12 protein-coding genes are annotated in these 15,998 nt (G+C 73.0%); 9 read left to right on the forward strand and 3 right to left on the reverse strand.

The annotated features are described in order from the left end of the window. Positions 1-166: 166 nt before the first annotated feature. Together QUE44_RS13295 and QUE44_RS13300 are read left to right on the forward strand one after the other, a co-directional pair. Positions 167-1,540, forward strand: a complete 1,374-nt coding sequence (locus tag QUE44_RS13295) for a DUF7507 domain-containing protein (protein ID WP_286215149.1) — start codon at positions 167-169, stop codon at positions 1,538-1,540. A 70-nt stretch (positions 1,541-1,610) separates the two neighbouring features. Continuing rightward, positions 1,611-2,435: a PHP domain-containing protein gene (locus tag QUE44_RS13300; RefSeq protein ID WP_286215150.1), complete on the forward strand. Its 825-nt coding sequence runs from the start codon at positions 1,611-1,613 to the stop codon at positions 2,433-2,435. Between the two features lie 98 nt (positions 2,436-2,533). Here QUE44_RS13300 and QUE44_RS13305 read toward each other — a convergent pair whose 3' ends face one another. Both QUE44_RS13305 and QUE44_RS13310 read right to left on the reverse strand, forming a co-directional pair. Next, positions 2,534-4,123: a DEAD/DEAH box helicase gene (locus QUE44_RS13305; protein WP_286215151.1), complete on the reverse strand. Its 1,590-nt coding sequence runs from the start codon at positions 4,121-4,123 to the stop codon at positions 2,534-2,536. Positions 4,124-4,308: 185 nt separating this feature from the next. Continuing rightward, on the reverse strand, positions 4,309-4,527 hold the full coding sequence (locus QUE44_RS13310; RefSeq protein WP_286215152.1) for a DUF3107 domain-containing protein: 219 nt from the start codon (positions 4,525-4,527) through the stop codon (positions 4,309-4,311). A 49-nt stretch (positions 4,528-4,576) separates the two neighbouring features. Between QUE44_RS13310 and QUE44_RS13315 the strand changes: the two genes are divergently transcribed. From QUE44_RS13315 to QUE44_RS13335, 5 genes are all read left to right on the forward strand, one after another. Further along, complete coding sequence (locus QUE44_RS13315) at positions 4,577-5,482, forward strand: DUF3152 domain-containing protein (protein ID WP_286215153.1); 906 nt, start codon at positions 4,577-4,579, stop codon at positions 5,480-5,482. Between the two features lie 70 nt (positions 5,483-5,552). After that, positions 5,553-6,227 (forward strand): AAA family ATPase, encoded by a 675-nt coding sequence (locus QUE44_RS13320; RefSeq protein ID WP_286215154.1) that lies wholly within the window; start codon positions 5,553-5,555, stop codon positions 6,225-6,227. Next, entirely contained in the window at positions 6,224-7,312 is a 1,089-nt protein-coding gene (locus tag QUE44_RS13325) for a UvrD-helicase domain-containing protein (RefSeq protein ID WP_286215155.1), read from the forward strand. Before QUE44_RS13320 ends, QUE44_RS13325 begins: the two co-directional genes overlap by 4 nt. Next, positions 7,234-8,733: a UrvD/REP family ATP-dependent DNA helicase gene (locus QUE44_RS13330; RefSeq protein WP_286215157.1), complete on the forward strand. Its 1,500-nt coding sequence runs from the start codon at positions 7,234-7,236 to the stop codon at positions 8,731-8,733. Before QUE44_RS13325 ends, QUE44_RS13330 begins: the two co-directional genes overlap by 79 nt. Further along, entirely contained in the window at positions 8,730-11,981 is a 3,252-nt protein-coding gene (locus QUE44_RS13335) for an ATP-dependent helicase (RefSeq protein WP_286215159.1), read from the forward strand. The genes QUE44_RS13330 and QUE44_RS13335 overlap by 4 nt, the downstream gene beginning before the upstream one ends. Before the next feature lie 10 nt (positions 11,982-11,991). On the opposite strand, the gene QUE44_RS13340 is transcribed toward QUE44_RS13335, so the two are convergent. Next, positions 11,992-12,912 carry a phosphotransferase gene (locus QUE44_RS13340; RefSeq protein ID WP_286215162.1) on the reverse strand — a complete coding sequence of 307 codons (921 nt, stop codon included), beginning with the start codon at positions 12,910-12,912 and terminating at the stop codon, positions 11,992-11,994. A 105-nt stretch (positions 12,913-13,017) separates the two neighbouring features. Here QUE44_RS13340 and nudC point away from each other — a divergent pair, with 105 nt between their 5' ends. Both nudC and QUE44_RS13350 read left to right on the forward strand, forming a co-directional pair. Beyond that, positions 13,018-13,941, forward strand: a complete 924-nt coding sequence (nudC, locus tag QUE44_RS13345; protein ID WP_286215164.1) for an NAD(+) diphosphatase — start codon at positions 13,018-13,020, stop codon at positions 13,939-13,941. Positions 13,942-13,991: 50 nt separating this feature from the next. Beyond that, positions 13,992-15,974, forward strand: a complete 1,983-nt coding sequence (locus QUE44_RS13350) for an ATP-dependent helicase (protein WP_286215166.1) — start codon at positions 13,992-13,994, stop codon at positions 15,972-15,974. Positions 15,975-15,998: the final 24 nt, after the last annotated feature.

Raw genomic sequence — 15,998 nt, forward strand, 5'->3', positions numbered from 1 at the left:
GGCTCGGGCGGGGGACGAATCGTGCGAAGGGGACGGATTGCATCGTCCCTGGTCATGGTCGTGTTGCAATCCGCGCCAGGATGCCTAAAACGGCCGCGGCGAGAGCCGGTGCGGCCATAGGATCATCGTGGCCTCACGGCCGTCCCCGACCCTGAAGGAGAGCACAGTGCTCGCACGCATCACCTCCGCCGTGGCGGCCTCGCTCGTCGCGGCGACGCTCGTCGCGACGCCCGCGGGTGCCGTCCCCCGCCCATCGCTTCTCGACGAGGCACAGGCCCTCGCCGCCGAGGCCCGGACCGCCGTCGACGCCGTCAACGCGGCATACGTCGCCCGCGACGTCGACGTGCTGCTCGCCAGGGCTGCCGAGGTCGACGCGGCCGACGCCGCCCTCGAGGACCTGCTCGCCCAGGCGCAGGCCGCGGTTGCCGACGCCGACGCCGCCGCGGACAACGCTCGGGACGTCGTCGAGGCCGCCGAGGTGGACGTCGACCAGTACGCGCTGCTCGATGCCGAGGTCGTGGCCGCCCAGACCGAGTACGACGACGCGGTGGCCGCGCTCGCAGCGATCGATGTGACCATCGCCTCGCTTGGGGCTCAGCTGGCCGCGACGCCCGCGACGATCGCTGGACCCCCGATGTGCTTTCCCGATGCCGTCGTCGGGACGATATGCCTCCCGGGTATGTCGATGCCCAACCCGACGTACACGTCGCTGCAGATACAGGTCGGAACCGCACAGGCGAACCGCGTGAGCGCGCAGGCTACGCTCACCACTGCGTCGGACACCCTTGGCGATGCGATCGCGGCGCGCGACGTCTACGCGGGTGCCGCCGACGCTCTCGCAGTCGCGATCGTGACCCGGGACTCCGTCGTGATCGTGGCCGCAGCCGCCGCGGATGAGCGCGACGAGATCACGAACCTGCACCACGAGGTGCACTGGCTCGCCGGGGAGGTCGCGGACCGCCGTCTCGATGCTGCGGACCTGGTCGCGTTCGAGGAGTCTGCCGGCTGGACGTTCGGTGAGCCGAGCGAGGCCTCCGCGGGCGACACGGTCCGCCTCGAGTTCTCCCTGGTGAACACGGCGGCGTTCCAGCTGTTCGACGCCACGGTCGCCGTGGTCGAGCCCGCTGGACTCGACGCGACGTGCGACATCACGGATGGCACGATCGCCGCCGGCGAGGCGGTCTCCTGCACCGTCGACTACACCGTCACGAGCGCCGATGCGGCGCGCGGTTCCGTCGACATCACCGTCGAGCTCACGGGCTTCCTGCCGATCGGTCCGGGCAACCCGCGCGCCGCCGCGGTTGCCAATGGCACCGAGGTCACGGTGGCGCAGACCTTCTCGTTCGACGTCGCTGCCGCGGCTGTCGTGGACGAGGAGGAGGACGTGGTGACCGACACCGCCCCCGTGCGGGACCGGGACGCCACGGTCGCCGACGAACTCTCTGACACCGGCGCCGAGTCCCTTCCGCTCCTGGTGGTGTCTGCATCGCTCATTGCGGCAGGCGCGCTGCTCGTGTCCCGCCGCCGCGCGCGGGCGTAACCCGAGCATCGTCCCCACGAAGGCCGGGTCCCGTGCGGGGCCCGGCCTTCGACGTGCCTAGGCTGGTGACGTGCGCATCGACCTCCACACCCACTCGTCCGTCTCGGACGGCACCGGCACGCCCGCGCAGGTGATGCGCGAGGCCGCGGCCGCGGGACTCGACGTGGTCGCGCTCGCGGACCACGATTCGACCGACGGCTGGGACGAGGCCGCCGCCGAGGCCGACCGTCTGGGGCTCGGCTTCGTGCCGGCAATCGAGGTGTCGGCACGCGACCGGTGGGTCTCGATTCACATGCTCGCGTACTGGCCGCGAAGGAACGATGCTGGCCTCGCCGAGATCCTGTCGCTCACCAGGGAGGCCAGGCTGGGGCGCGCGCGGTCCATGGTCGAGAAGATCGCGATCGACTACGAGCTCGCGTGGGAGGACGTGGTCGAGCAGGCGGGTGGCGCCGCGACGGTGGGGCGGCCCCACATCGCCGATGCGCTCGTGGCGCGCGGTCACTTCCGCGTGCGCGACGAGGTCTTTGTCGAGGTGCTGCACAACAGTTCGCCGTATTACGTGCCGCACTACGCTCCGGACGTTCACGATGCCGTGCGAGCCATCCGCTCGGCGGGAGGTGTGCCGGTCTTCGCTCATCCAGGGGCCCACGCGCGGGGGCGGGTCGTGTCCGACTCGGTGATCGCGTCGCTCGCCGCGGCGGGGCTCGCGGGGCTCGAGGTGGACCACCGGGACCACGACGCGAACCAGATCGAGCGGCTCGGCGAGCTCGCGGAGCGTCATGGGCTCATCCGGACGGGGTCGTCGGACTATCACGGCATGGGCAAGCTCAACCGGCTGGGCGAGAACCTCACGTCGGAGGCGGCCTTCGAGGCGCTGGTGGCGCAGCGCGGGTAGCGGAGGCGGAGTGCGTGGCTGGGGCTGCGGCGACACCGAGCCCCACGGCAGAAGGGGCGGGACCCTCGCGGGTCCCGCCCCTTCTGCGACGATTCGTGCTACTCGCCCGCGGGCTGTGCCTGAGCCGGCGCGGCTCCCTCGCCCGAGCCGCCACCCGAGCGGCGGCGACGACGGTTGCGGTTGCGGCGCGGCGCGGCCTCGCCCTCGGCGGACTCCGCACGAGGAGCGCGGGGCTCACGGGGCTCGCTGGTGCCCTCGCCCGAGGAGTCGCTCGCGCCCGAGCGGCGACGCTCGCCGCCGCGGCCACCGTCACGACCACCACGGCCGCCGTCGCGACCGCCGCGGCCACCGTCGCGACCGCCCGACGCGGGCTTCTTGCCCGTCTCACCGAGGTCCTCGAGGGTCTCCGCCTCGAGTCCGGCGCGCGTGCGCTGGTCGCGGGGCAGGCGTCCCTTGGTGCCGGCCGGGATGTCCAGGTCCTCGTACAGATGCGGCGAGGAGGAGTACGTCTCCTGCGGCTCGGGGTAGCCGAGGTCGAGCGCCTTGTCGATGAGGGACCAGCGCGGGAGGTCGTCCCAGTCCACAAACGTTACGGCGGTGCCGGTCTTGCCCGCGCGGCCCGTACGGCCGATGCGGTGGAGGTACGTCTTCTCGTCCTCGGGGCACTGGTAGTTGACCACGTGGGTGACGTCCTCGACGTCGATGCCGCGCGCCGCGACATCGGTCGCCACGAGGATGTCGATCTTGCCGGTGCGGAACGCACGCAGGGCCTGCTCGCGGGCGCCCTGGCCCAGGTCGCCGTGGATCGCCCCGGCTGCGAAGCCGCGCTCGCGCAGGTCATCGGAGACCTTGGCAGCGGTGCGCTTGGTGCGCGCGAACACCACGGTGAGGCCGCGGCCGTTCGCCTGCAGGAGTCGTGCGAGCACCTCGACCTTGTCGAGGGCGTGGGCGCGGTAGACCACCTGCTTGATGGCCTTGACGGTCGCGCCGTCGTCGTCGGGGTCGGCCGCACGGATGTGCGTGGGCTGGGTCATGTAGCGGCGCGCGAGGCTCACGACGGCACCCGGCATGGTCGCGGAGAAGAGCATGGTGTGGCGCGAGGCGGGCGTCGCGGACAGCAGCTTCTCGACGTCGGGAAGGAAGCCCAGGTCGAGCATCTCGTCGGCCTCGTCGAGCACCACGGTGCGCACGTAGCGGAGGTCGAGGTGACCCTGGTTGAGGAGGTCGATCAGGCGGCCCGCGGTGCCCACGATCACGTCGGCACCCTTCTGGAGCGCCTCGATCTGGGGCTCGTATGCGCGGCCTCCGTAGATCTGCACGATCCTCACGGCGCGCTTGCGCGATGCCATCTCGAGGTCGCCGGCCACCTGCACGGCGAGCTCACGCGTGGGGGCGACGATCAGCACCTGGGGCTTGCCCTTGGCCTCGCCGAGGGCCTCGTAGGCCTCCTCGCCGGGGGCCGCCGTGCGCTGCAGCGCGGGGATGCCGAATCCCAGCGTCTTGCCGGTGCCGGTCTTGGCCTGGCCGATGATGTCGTGTCCAGCGAGGGCCACGGGAAGGGTCATCGCCTGAATCGGGAAGGGGGCGACGATCCCCTTCTCGGCGAGGGCCTCGACGATTCTCGGGTCGACGTCGTAGTCGGCGAAGGTGGTGTCGGACTTCTGCATGCTGGCATGCGTCTCGGTCATGATGCTCCGATGATTTCGTGGGCGCGTGGCGCCGTAAGGCGGGCAGCCGATCGCGAATCATCTTCAGAGCGGCTCGTCGCTGTCTTCAGCGGTACCGCGTTTCACATGACGACCGGTCAGCCCCGGGTCGGTAGCCAGTGTACCGGCCAGGGCTGACGTCGCGGTAGGTCCGTGCGGCGTGTGCCTCAGGCGCCGAAGCCGACGCGGCGCTTGGTCTCCTCGCCGATGTCCACATAGCCGAGCGCGCTCGCGGGAATGACGACGCGCCGACCCTTGGCGTCGGTGAGGTCGAGCGTGCCGCCCTGGACGGCCTCGGCGACCGCCTTGGCGACCGCGTCCGAGGTCATGTCCGTGTCGATCGCGATCTCACGCGAGACGTTCTGAATGCCGATCCTGATCTCCACGGTGCGCTCCAATGCTTAGCGTGCTGCTCTCCGCCCTTATCCTAGGGCGATGACTCGGCGCTCCGGAGGCCTGTTCGCGGGCAGGGGAATCGCCCTTCCCGGCCTCGCGGTGACCGTCGTGACGGTCATCGTCGCGTTCGCGCTCGGGCTCGGCACAGGGTGGCTCTCGGGCTACGTCCCCGACGCCTACCGCGCGTGGCGCGAGGGCCCGTCGCCGTCCCCCTCGCCGTCGGTCAGCGCGAGCCCCGAGGTCGACGTCTCGCTGCCGCCCCTCGAGCCCATCACCAGGGAGTTGGATGAGGACGATGCCGCGGCCGGGGTGGTGACGACCGCCGTGGTGACGCGCGGTGCGGGCACGTTCAGCTCGATTCCCGGCATCACCGCCGAGGTCGACGACGCGGGACCCGTGCGCTACGTCAGGATCGACGTCGAGGACGGCGTGACCCTCGACAACGTGGCGCTCGTCGACTACGTCATGACCACCCTCAACGATCCTCGCGGCTGGGGTTCCGCCGGCCGCCTGCAGTTCGTGTTGACCGAGGGCGCGGCCGACATCCGCATCGTCTTCGCGAGCCCGCACACGGTCGTGTCCCGGTGTCCCGATCCCCACATTCCCGCCACCCTGAGTGGGGGCTCGGCCACCCCCGAGCCCAGCGCCTCGGCGACGCCCATGCCCAGCGCATCGGCCTCTCCTGCCGTGACGGTGCCGTGTGCCGTTCAGGGAATCGTGCCCATCTCCGTCTACGACTGGACCGCGGGACTCGCGACCTACGGCGACAACCGATCGCAGTCGCGCGTCCACCTGCTCAATCACGGCGTGGGTCACGTGCTCGGGGAGCCGGACGTCGCGTGCGAGTCCGGCCGTGCGTCCGTCATGGTGGACCAGTCGCAGCCTCTTCCCGAGGGCTGCCAGGTCAACGAGTGGCCGTTCCCCGACGCGGACACGTCCGGCTGATTCCGCGCCGCGCGCCGGGCGCAGGCGTGGCGTCGGCCTCGGTGTCGGACCCCTCTGATGGGATGTGGACATGACGTCACCCGGGGGAGCAGCGCTGCGATTGCTGGCGCCCGCGGCCCCTCGGGAGGTGCCGGAGCTCGACGGCAGGCAGGCCGCCGCCCTCGAGGATGCGCTCGCCGATCGCGTGCCAGGCGACCCGGGTCACCTCGTGATCGTGGGTGCGCCCGGATCGGGGAAGACCACTGTCGCCGCGCGCATCGCCGTGGAGGCCGTGCGGCGCGGGACGGACGTGTCGCGTGTGCTCGTGATGGCGGCCACCCGCACGACGGCCGCCCGGCTGCGGGACCGCGTCTCTCTCGCGCTGGACCGCCCCGTGGGTGCGCCCGTCGTGCGCACCGCCGCCTCGACGGCGCACGCGATCCTGTCCGCCGAGTCCGCGGCCCACGGCGAGCCGCCTCCCGTGCTCGTCACGGGTGCGGAGCAGGACCAGATCCTGCGCGAGTTGCTCGAGGGGCACGCGAGTGGCAGGGGCGCCGCGCCCGACTGGGCGGGTGTGATTCCCCCAGAGGCGACGCTGCTGCCCGGCTTCCGGGCCGAGCTGCGGGACCTTCTCATGCGCGCGAGCGAGGGGGCCTCACTCCCGACCGCCTCGCGGCGCTCGGCCGCGCGACCGAGCGACCCGAGTGGGTCGCCGCGGCCTCGGTCATGGACGAGTACGACGCTGTCCTCGGGTGGCGATCGATGACCCAGGATCAGGGTGCGCGCTTCGATCCCGCGGTCGTGGTGGCGCAGGCGGCCGATGCCCTTGCCGGGTGGGATGCCGAGCTCGCGAGGCCGTCGTGGGACCTGGTGATCGTCGACGATGCGCAGGAGCTCACCGCGGCGGGAGTGGGCCTGGTGCGCGCCATCGCCGAGGGCGGTGCGCGGATCGTGCTGGTGGGCAATGCGGACCAGGCGGTGCAGGGCTACCGGGGCGCGCTGCCGACCGCACTCGCGGATGCGGTAGCGCCCGCGCCGCGAGGCCTGGGCGCGGGCCTCGCGCGGCTCGGGCCTGGGCATCGCCAGCGTGAGGCGCTGTCCGCCGTGACGTCCGCCGTGGTCGCGAGGATCGGCACCTCGGGTGTCGGCTCGGCGCGGGAGAGGGGAACCTGGGACCTTGCGGACGGCGAGGTGGAGGTGCTGACCGCGGCGCATCGCCATGCGCACTCGCGTGCGGTGGCCGACGCCTTGCGCCGCGCGCGCCACGGTCTCGACGGACCGCCCACGCCGTGGAGCGAGATGGTGGTGATCGCGCGGTCGACCGCCCGGCTTCGCGAGTTGCGTGCCGACCTCGCGGCGGCCGACATCCCATGCGAGACGCTGGGAGACGGCGCGGCGCTCCATGCCGAGCCTGCCGTGGCGCCCCTGCTGACCCTGATGCGCAGGGCCGCCGAGTCCGCGCGCGGCGGCGCGTCTCCGTGGGAGGAGCACGAGGTGATGGCCCTGCTCGGCTCGCGCTTGGTGGGCCTCGACCCGGTCGCGCTGCGACGACTCCGGCGCGCGCTGGTCAAGGAGGAGCGGCTGGGGGCGGGTCGCGAGGCTCCGCGGAACTGCTGGTCGAGGCCATCACGGACCCCGCCCGCTGGGCTACGCTGGCGACCCCGGACGCCCGGCTCGCGGAGCGCGCCTCCGCGGCGCTGCGCGCGGGCACCGAGGCCGCGCGGGACGGCACGCCGGCCACCGTCGCGTGGGCCGTGTGGAACGCGCTCGGAGTGGCCGAGGAGTGGCGCGCGGCGGCGCTCGCGGGATCGGCCCGCGACGACTCGGACCTTGATGCCGTTGTCGCGGTGATGAAGGCGGCGGCGCTGTACGTCGAGCGGATGCCGTCGGCCTCCGTCGAGTCCTTCGTCGATCACCTCGAGGGGCAGGACTTCGCGGCCGACTCCCTGGGGGCGCGGGCGCGCGTGCGGGACGCCGTCGCGTTCTGCACGCCGGCCTCCGCCGCGGGGCGCGAGTGGGAGGTTGCGGTGGTCGCGGGTCTGGAGGAGGGCGTGTGGCCCGACACGCGGCTTCGCGACGCCGTGCTCGGCGCGCAGCATCTCGCGGAGATCCTCGCCGGCCGCGCGGAGGCCGTGCCGCTGCCCGCGGCGGCACGTGCGGACTCCGCACGCGTGGCGCGGCGTGCGGTGATCGACGACGAGACCCGCTCCTTCGCCGTGGCGGTGTCGCGGGCGCGCCGGCGTCTGGTCCTCACGTGCGTCGACGGAGAGGAGCAGCGGCCCTCGCGATACGTCGCGTGGGCGAGCGTCGCCGCCGCGGTTGAACCGCAACCGGCCGAGCTCGATCGCCGCATCGCCGACCTCCGCGGCGCGGTCGCGGCGGTGCGCGTGGGTGCGCTCTCGGCGCGCGACGCGACGCGGGCCGCCCACGTCGAGACCCTGGCGAGGCTCGCGCGGCAGGGCGTGGCGGGCGCCGACCCCGGTCAGTGGCACGGCGTCCCCGAGTGGTCGAGCCAGTCCGGAATGTGGCACGACGGACAACCCGTGCGGGTGTCGCCGTCGCGCCTCGAATCGCTCGAGCGATGCCCGCTGCGGTGGGCGGTTGAGACCGTGGGCGGCACCGCGGAGGCGGGAGAGAAGCAGGTGCTCGGCACCGTCATCCACGAGATCGCGGCCGCGCTCCCGCACGGCACCGCGCCCGAGCTCGCGCGTGCGCTCGACGAGAGGTGGGGCGAGGTCGGTGGCACCGACACCTGGCCCGATCGCGTGCTGCGAGAGCGGGCCGACTCCATGATCAGGCGGCTGGGCGCATACGTCGCCTCCTCGGCCGCGTCCGCGGTCGAGGTCGAGCAGCCGTTCGCCGTCGAGATCGACCGTGCGGTTGTCGCGGGCAGCGCCGATCGCGTCGAGACGCGCGACGGCGTCACGAGGATCGTCGACCTCAAGACGGGAGCGTCCGCTCCGAGTGCCGCCGAGGCCGCGCACCACGCGCAGCTGGCGATGTATCAGCTGGCCGCCGCGCACGGGGCGTTCCCCGGGGTCGATCACGCTGACGGCGCGGCGCTCGTCTACGTGGGTGGCACCTCCAAGGGGCCCACGCTGCGGGAGCAGCCGGCGATCGACGTCGAGGCGACGACGGCGCGGCTCGCCGAGGCCGTGGAGGTCATGGTGGCGGCGGAGTTCGAGGCGCGGCAGAACGACCTGTGCGGGCACTGTCCCGCGCGTCGCTCATGCCCCGCGTGGGCGACGGGTCGCCAGGTGACGGACTCGTGAGCGCCGAGGACGGCGTGGTGGACGGCATGGTGGACGGTGTCGTGGCCGGGCGCGGGCGCGACGTCGGAGACCTCGCGGAGATCGTCACCCCTGGACGCCCGCCCACGGAGGAGCAGGCCGCGATCATCGGCGCGGGGCTCGACCCCATGCTCGTCGTCGCCGGGGCGGGATCGGGCAAGACAGAGACCCTGTCGCTGCGCATCGTCTACCTGCTCGATCATGCGCAGCGCCTGTTCGGCACGCCCATCTCTCCCGACGAGATTCTGTGCCTCACGTTCACGCGCAAGGCGGCGGCCGAGATCGCCGAGCGCGCGGAGGAGCGCATTGCGGCGGTCTTTGGCGCCGATCCCTCGCGCCCTCCCGCCTCGGTGTCGACCTACAACGCCTACGCCGCTCAGCTGGTCGCCGAGCACGGGCTGCGACTGGGCGTCGATCCCGACGCGACCACGCTGACCGAGGCGGCTCTGTGGCAGCTGGCCAAGGACGTGGTCGATGGCTGGACCGGCCCGCTTGCGATCGATGCCGCGGTGTCCTCCGTGACGGCAGCCGTGCCGCGCCTCGCGTCCCAGTTGAGCGATCACGAGCTGTCCCCCTCCGACCTCCGCGACTGGGCGGGTGCGGCGCTCGCGCGCCTCGAGGCGCTGCCCAAGAAGGAGGGAGACGCCGCGCCCGGCGCGTTCACTCAGGAGCTGCGCAGCAGGGTGGGGCGGCTCCACTCGCTCGTCTCCCTCGCGGACTTGGTCGAGGAGTTCCAGCGCCGCAAGCACGCCGGCTCACAGCTCGACTTCTCGGATCAGGTCGCGATCGGCGCTCACCTGTCCCGGCTGCCCGCGGTCCAGGACGTGGAGCGCGGGCGCTACCGCGCGGTCCTGCTCGACGAGTTCCAGGACACGTCGCCCGGCCAGCTGCGGCTCTTTGCTCGCCTCTTCGGCGGCAGCCACCACGTTATGGCAGTCGGCGATCCACACCAGGCGATCTACGGCTTCAGGGGTGCCTCGGAGAGCGCGCTGCCGATGTTCGTCTCCGAGTTTGGCGGCGATGCCGCGGTGCGCCAGGCCGGGCTGTCCGTGTCGTGGCGCAATGAGCGGGCCGTCCTCGAGGCGGCGAACGCCGCGGCCGCGCCGTTGCGCGCCGAGTCTGGCGTGGCGGTGCGCGAGCTCCGTTCGCGCGGTCAGCACCTCGGGACGCCGGAACCTGTGCGTCGCGCCGCCGCGGTCGAGGCGATGGTCCTGCCCGATCACGTCGAGGAGGCCGCCGAGGTCGCGCGCTACATCCGCGACAGGCGTGCCGAGCTCGGGCGGCAGCGCGGCGCGGGGGCCGGGGTCCCGACGGCGGCCGTGTTGTGCAGACGCCGCGCCCAGTTCGCCGCGGTGATCGACGCACTCGTCGCTCACGGACTCGACTATGAGGTCGTCGGCCTCGGCGGACTGGTCGACACCCCCGAGGTGGCCGATCTCATCGCGCTGCTCGAGATCGCCCACGACCCGTCGCGAGGGGACTCCGCGATCAGGCTGCTGGCCTCGGAGCGGGTCGCGCTCGGGATCGCGGACCTCGCGGCGCTGCGCGACTGGGCGCGCGAGCTCGCGGGGCCGCGCGACACGCGGGAGGCCGACACCAGCCTGGTCGACGCGATCGCCTCCCCGCCTCCTCCCGGCTGGACGTCGCGTGAGGGGCGCGAGCTGAGCGCGGCGGCGCGCGCGCGGATTCACGCGCTGCAGGCGGCCGTCGACGTCGTGCGCACGCGCGCCTACCTGTCGCTGCCCGAGCTCGTCGTCACCGCGGAGCGGGTCTGGGGCCTCGACATCGAGGCGGCCGTCGCGCGCCCCGACGGCAGGGCGGTGCGCCATGTCGACGCATTCGTCGATGCGTGCCGACGCTTCGCGGCGGGGGCCGAACGCGCGACACTCGGAGCGTTGCTGGCATGGCTCGACGCCGCGCGCGACAAGGAGGGCGGGCTTGACGCGCCCGTCACCGAGCCAGACCCCACCGCGGTGCAGGTGCTGACGGTGCACGCCGCGAAGGGACTCGAGTGGGACATCGTCGCGGTGCCCGGCCTGGTCGACGGCCACTTTCCCGCCGTGCAGGAGCCGTCGCAGCGCAGGCCCGCCTACACGGATCCGGGCTGGCTCGGGGAACTCGGCGCGCTGCCCTACGAGCTCCGGCTCGACCGCGCGGATCTCCCGCAGTGGCGATGGCACGATGCCGTCGATCACCGCGACCTGGCCGGCTCCGTGGACGCCTTCCTCGAGGACTGCGGGGCGCATCGGATCGCGGAGGAGAGGCGCCTGTTCTACGTCGCGATCACGCGGGCGCGCAGCCACGTGCTGCTGTCGGCCTCGTGGCGCACCGGGGGCGCGCGGGTACGCACGCCGTCGTGCTACCTGCGCGAGCTGGTCGAGCAGGGGCTCGTGTCGGACGAGGCGTGGGCGCCCGCGCCGGACCCCGACGAGCGGCCTGTCGACGTCCCCGTCACCGCGCAGTGGCCGCCCGCGCCGACGCCGGCCCAGCTCGCGCGACGCGCTCTCGCGAGCGAGGTGCGTGACGCGATGGGGTCGGTGGAGCCGGATGACGACTGGACGGGACTGCCCCTGGGGCGTGAGATCGCCGCGATGCTCGCGGAGAGGACCGAGCGCGCGGCCGGCACTGGCGACGTCGCGATGCCGACCCACCTGTCGACCTCGGCGCTCGTCGCGCTGCGGCGCGACAGGGACGCCTTCACCGCTCAGCTGCGTCGCCCGTTGCCTGCCGAGCCGACCCCGGCCGCTCGCCGTGGCAGCCTCCTGCACGCGTGGATCGAGGCGCACTACGGCCACACCCCGCTGCTCTCTCTCGACGACCTTGGCCCCTCCGAGGACGACGGCGACCTCGCGAGTCTGCGCGAGGCGTTCGCGCGATCCGAGTGGGCGCACCGCACCCCGAGCCACATCGAGGTCGATGTCGAACTCCCCGTCGCCGGCGTCACGATCCGTTCGCGCATCGACGCCGTCTTCCCGCCCGGCGAGGGGCTCGACCGCGTCACGGTGGTGGATTGGAAGTCGGGCACCGCTCCGCGCGACCCCAAGGAGCGGGCGGCGCGCGAGGTGCAGCTCGCGGTCTATCGCCTCGCGTGGGCCGAGTGGACGGGCGTTCCGCTCGAGCAGGTCGACGCCGCGTTCCACTACGTGGGCGACGGCGCCACCGTGCGGCCCGCGCGGCTGCTGACCCGCCCCGAGATCGAGGAGCTGCTGGCGGCGCGCGTGACGCAGTAATGCGAGGCTGTCAGTCCTCGAAGATCATCGCCTCGAGGTCCGCGAGCATGCCCTCTCCGTCCGCGACCACGTCAGGATTGTCGGTGCGGACGCCGTACATCAGCCACCGCATGAGCGCCATCTCCGACGCGAGCCGCGCGCGATCGAGCAGGTGGGGGTCGCGGGTCTCGCGCCGCCCCACGGTGTAGGCCTCGATCACGGTGTCGAGCACGTCCTCGGGAGCGGACGCGACGAGCCACGCGAGGTCGTCCGCCGGGTCGGCGACCCGTGCGTCCATCCAGTCCACGATCCCCGTGACCGAGCCATCGGCGACGAACACCTGGTGCTCGCCCATGTCGCCGTGCACCACGGTGGGCTCGAAGCGCCACCACGACACGTTCTCGAGCTGGTGCTCCCAGCGGTCGGCCAGGCGCGGCGGCACCTTGCCCGTCTGAATCCCGGCGTCGAGCTCCGCCAGGCGGCGCTCGCGGTACTCCTCGGCGGTGTAGGAGGGCAGACCCTGATCCTCGACCACCGCGGCAGGCAGCTCGTGAATCTCGGCGAGCGTGCGGCCCAGCGCGGCCGCGAGGCCGGGTCCCGGCTGCAGCGCCGCGATCACGAGCGGTGCACCGCGCACCTCGGTGTAGACGATCGCCCTGCCCTCGTCGCCGCCCAGCTCCGCGGCGCCCACGGGGTGGGGCACGGCGAAGGTCACGAGTCCGGCCTCCTCGGCGCGCGCGAGCGCACCCAGGAGACCCTTCTCCGCCTCGAGCGCGGCCCCCGCGGCGGCACGGCGGGGAGCCCGCACGATCCACCGGCGACCGGTCGCGTCCTTCACCACCACGACTTCGAAGTCCGCGTCCGTGTGGGGGCTGCGCAGGACGTCGTAGACGTCAAGGCCAGGCACGGCGACGGACGCCAGGGCGGCGAGCGCGAGGGGTGAACGTGGCACGCCCTCACGGTAGAGCGAACGGCGACCGCGCGCCACGCTCCACGCCGTGCGGGGACGATGCCCCCGCCGGGGCATCGTCCCCGCACCCACCGGTACGGTGGGCGGGTGAGAAATCCCTGGCCGCTCGACCACCCCTCGCGTATCGACCGGGCCGCGGAGCGCAGATCGGTGGTCGACCTCGAGGCGTGCCACGCGATCATCGTGAGGGACGGCAGCGTCATGACCGCCGACGGTCGGCTGGTCGAACTCGCTCCCGGGCATCAGCCCGCCGCGATGCTGCGCATCTACCTGGGCGTCGACCGCGGCCGCGACCTGGTCGCGCTGGTGCCCGAGGACCCGGCATTCGGCTCCGATCCCGACGGCATCGGGGGCGAGCGCCTGCGCGGGCTGCGTGATCTACTCGCGGGATTCTGGGACCGCGGGCCGGACGGCGAGCGCGACCACGAGCTCGCGACCACGGCGATCGCGATCGCGAACTGGCACGCGGCGCATCCGCGGTGCTCCCTGTGCGGCGAGCCCACCGTGCCCGCGATGGGAGGCTGGGTGCGCCGCTGCGACCAGGACGGCCGCGACCACTACCCGCGCACGGACCCCGCGATCATCGTCGCGATCACGGACGACGAGGACCGGCTGCTCCTCGCGCACGCCGCTCACTGGTCACCGCGCCGGTTCTCTCACCTCGCGGGGTATGTCGAGCCGGGGGAGACCCTCGAGCAGGCCGTGCACCGCGAGGTCGCGGAGGAGGCGGGGCTCACGCTCACGGGCGTCGAATACCTGGGCTCTCAACCGTGGCCCTTCCCCGCATCGGTCATGGTGGGCTTTCGCGCACGCGCCCTCACCACCGAGATCGCCGTGGATGGCGTCGAGATCTCCGAGGCACGGTTCGTGTCGCGCGACGATGTCGCTGGCCTGGTGCGCGACGGCGAGATGGTGCTGGCCCCCAAGGGCTCGATCGCGCGGCGCATGCTCGAGGACTGGTTCGGGGGCGAGCTCCCCGAGCCCCACGCGCGGGGCCCGGTGGACGTCTAGCTGCTCGCCGCCGACGCGCGGTGTCGGCGGGCACTGCGACAATGGCCACGATGTCAGCCGATCAGATCCTCGACGCCCTCGACCCCGAACAGCGGGAGGTCGCGACCGCCCTGCACGGACCCGTCGTGGTCCTCGCCGGCGCAGGCACGGGCAAGACCCGCGCCATCACCCACCGCATCGCGTACGGGGTGAGGGTCAACGCGTATACGCCGCAGTCGGTGCTTGCCGTGACGTTCACCGCGCGCGCGGCGGGAGAGATGCGACAGCGTCTGCGCGGATTGGGTGTCGACGGCGTGCAGGCACGCACGTTCCACGCGGCCGCGCTGCGCCAGCTGTCCTACTTCTGGCCCGAGGTCGTGGGTGGTCAGATTCCGCGCCTCGTCGAGCAGAAGGCGTCGCTCGTGGGTCGCGCCGCGCGGGACGCGGGCATCAGCCCCGACCGCCTCACGGTGCGCGACCTCGCCTCGGAGATCGAGTGGGCCAAGGTGTCGCTCGTCGACCCGGCGGACTATCCCGCCAAGGTCGCGCGGATCGGCCGCCCCACCCCCGCGGGCCTCGCGCCGGCGCAGGTCCAGGACGTGATGCGGGCCTACGAGGACGTGAAGACCCAAGCAGTGGTGCTCGACTTCGAGGACATCCTGCTGCTGCTCGCGGACATGATCGGCCGCCACCCCGAGGTGGGCGACCAGATCCGCCGCCAGTACCGGCACTTCGTGGTCGACGAGTACCAGGACGTCTCGCCGCTGCAGCAGTTCCTTCTCGAGCAGTGGCTCGGCGGGCGCCGCGAGCTGTGCGTCGTGGGAGACCCGGCTCAGACCATCTACTCGTTCGCCGGCGCGAGCCCTCAGCACCTGTTGGGTTTCTCCCGCACGTATCCCGATGCCACGACGGTGAGGCTGGTGCGGGACTATCGCTCGACGCCGCAGGTGGTGCGGCTGGCCAATGAGCTCATGCGGCGCCGCGGCGCTGCGGGCGCGGGGGTCGAGCTGGTGGCCCAGCGGCCGTCGGGACCCGCGCCCGGCTATCGCGCGTATGACGACGATGCCGCGGAGGCCGAGGGGGTCGCGACGGGCATCGCGACGCTCATCGCCTCCGGCGTGCCCGCCTCCGAGATCGCGGTCCTCTACCGCGCCAACAGCCAGTCCGAGGCACTGGAGGAGGCGCTCGCCGAGCGCGGAATCGGCTACCTCGTGCGCGGTGGACAGCGCTTCTTCGATCGCGACGAGGTCAAGCGCGCGGTGGTGCTCCTGCGCGGGGCGGCGGTGGCCCCCGACGAGCGCCCCTTGGGTGAGCGCGTGCGCGACACGCTCGGCGAGCTCGGCTGGGCCGAGGATCCCCCTGCCGCGAGGGGAGCGGTGCGCGAGCGGTGGGACGCCTTGCAGGCGCTCGTCAACCTGGCCGACGACGTCGACTCCGACGCGGGCGGGGCCGCGACCGTGCGCGACTTCGTGGAACACCTGGCCGAGCGCGCGCAGGCCCAGCATGCGCCCTCGGTCGAGGGCGTCACCCTCACGACGATGCACGCGGCCAAGGGCCTCGAGTGGGACGCGGTGTTCATCGTCGGATGCTCGGAAGGCCTCCTGCCCATCAGCCTCGCGGAGACCGACGAGGCCGTCGAGGAGGAGCGCAGGCTGCTGTACGTCGCGATTACGCGCGCCAGGGAGCACCTCGCCTTGAGCTTTGCGCGGTCGCGCAAGGCGGGAGGCAAGGCCACCCGCAAGCGCACGCGCTTTCTCGAGCAGCAGTGGCCCGACGCCCGTCCCGCGCGTGTCGCGCGGCAGTCGACGTCCGCGAAGCTCGCCGATCTCGACGCCGAACAGCTACGCCTGTTCGACTCGCTCAAGCGGTGGCGACTCGAGGTCGCGCAGGCCGACTCCAAGCCGGCGTTCACCGTGATGGTCGACACGTCACTCGTGGAGATCGCGCGCGACCGCCCCGCGAACCTGCGCGAGCTGGCCGGCGTCAGCGGGATCGGCGCCTCGAAGCTCGACAAGTACGGGCTGCAGATCCTCGAGATCGTCGCCGCGCACTAGCCCGCTCGGGACAACGCGCGGCGT

This window comes from Demequina sediminis (assembly GCF_030296675.1).
Taxonomy (GTDB): Bacteria; Actinomycetota; Actinomycetes; order Actinomycetales; family Demequinaceae; genus Demequina; species Demequina sediminis.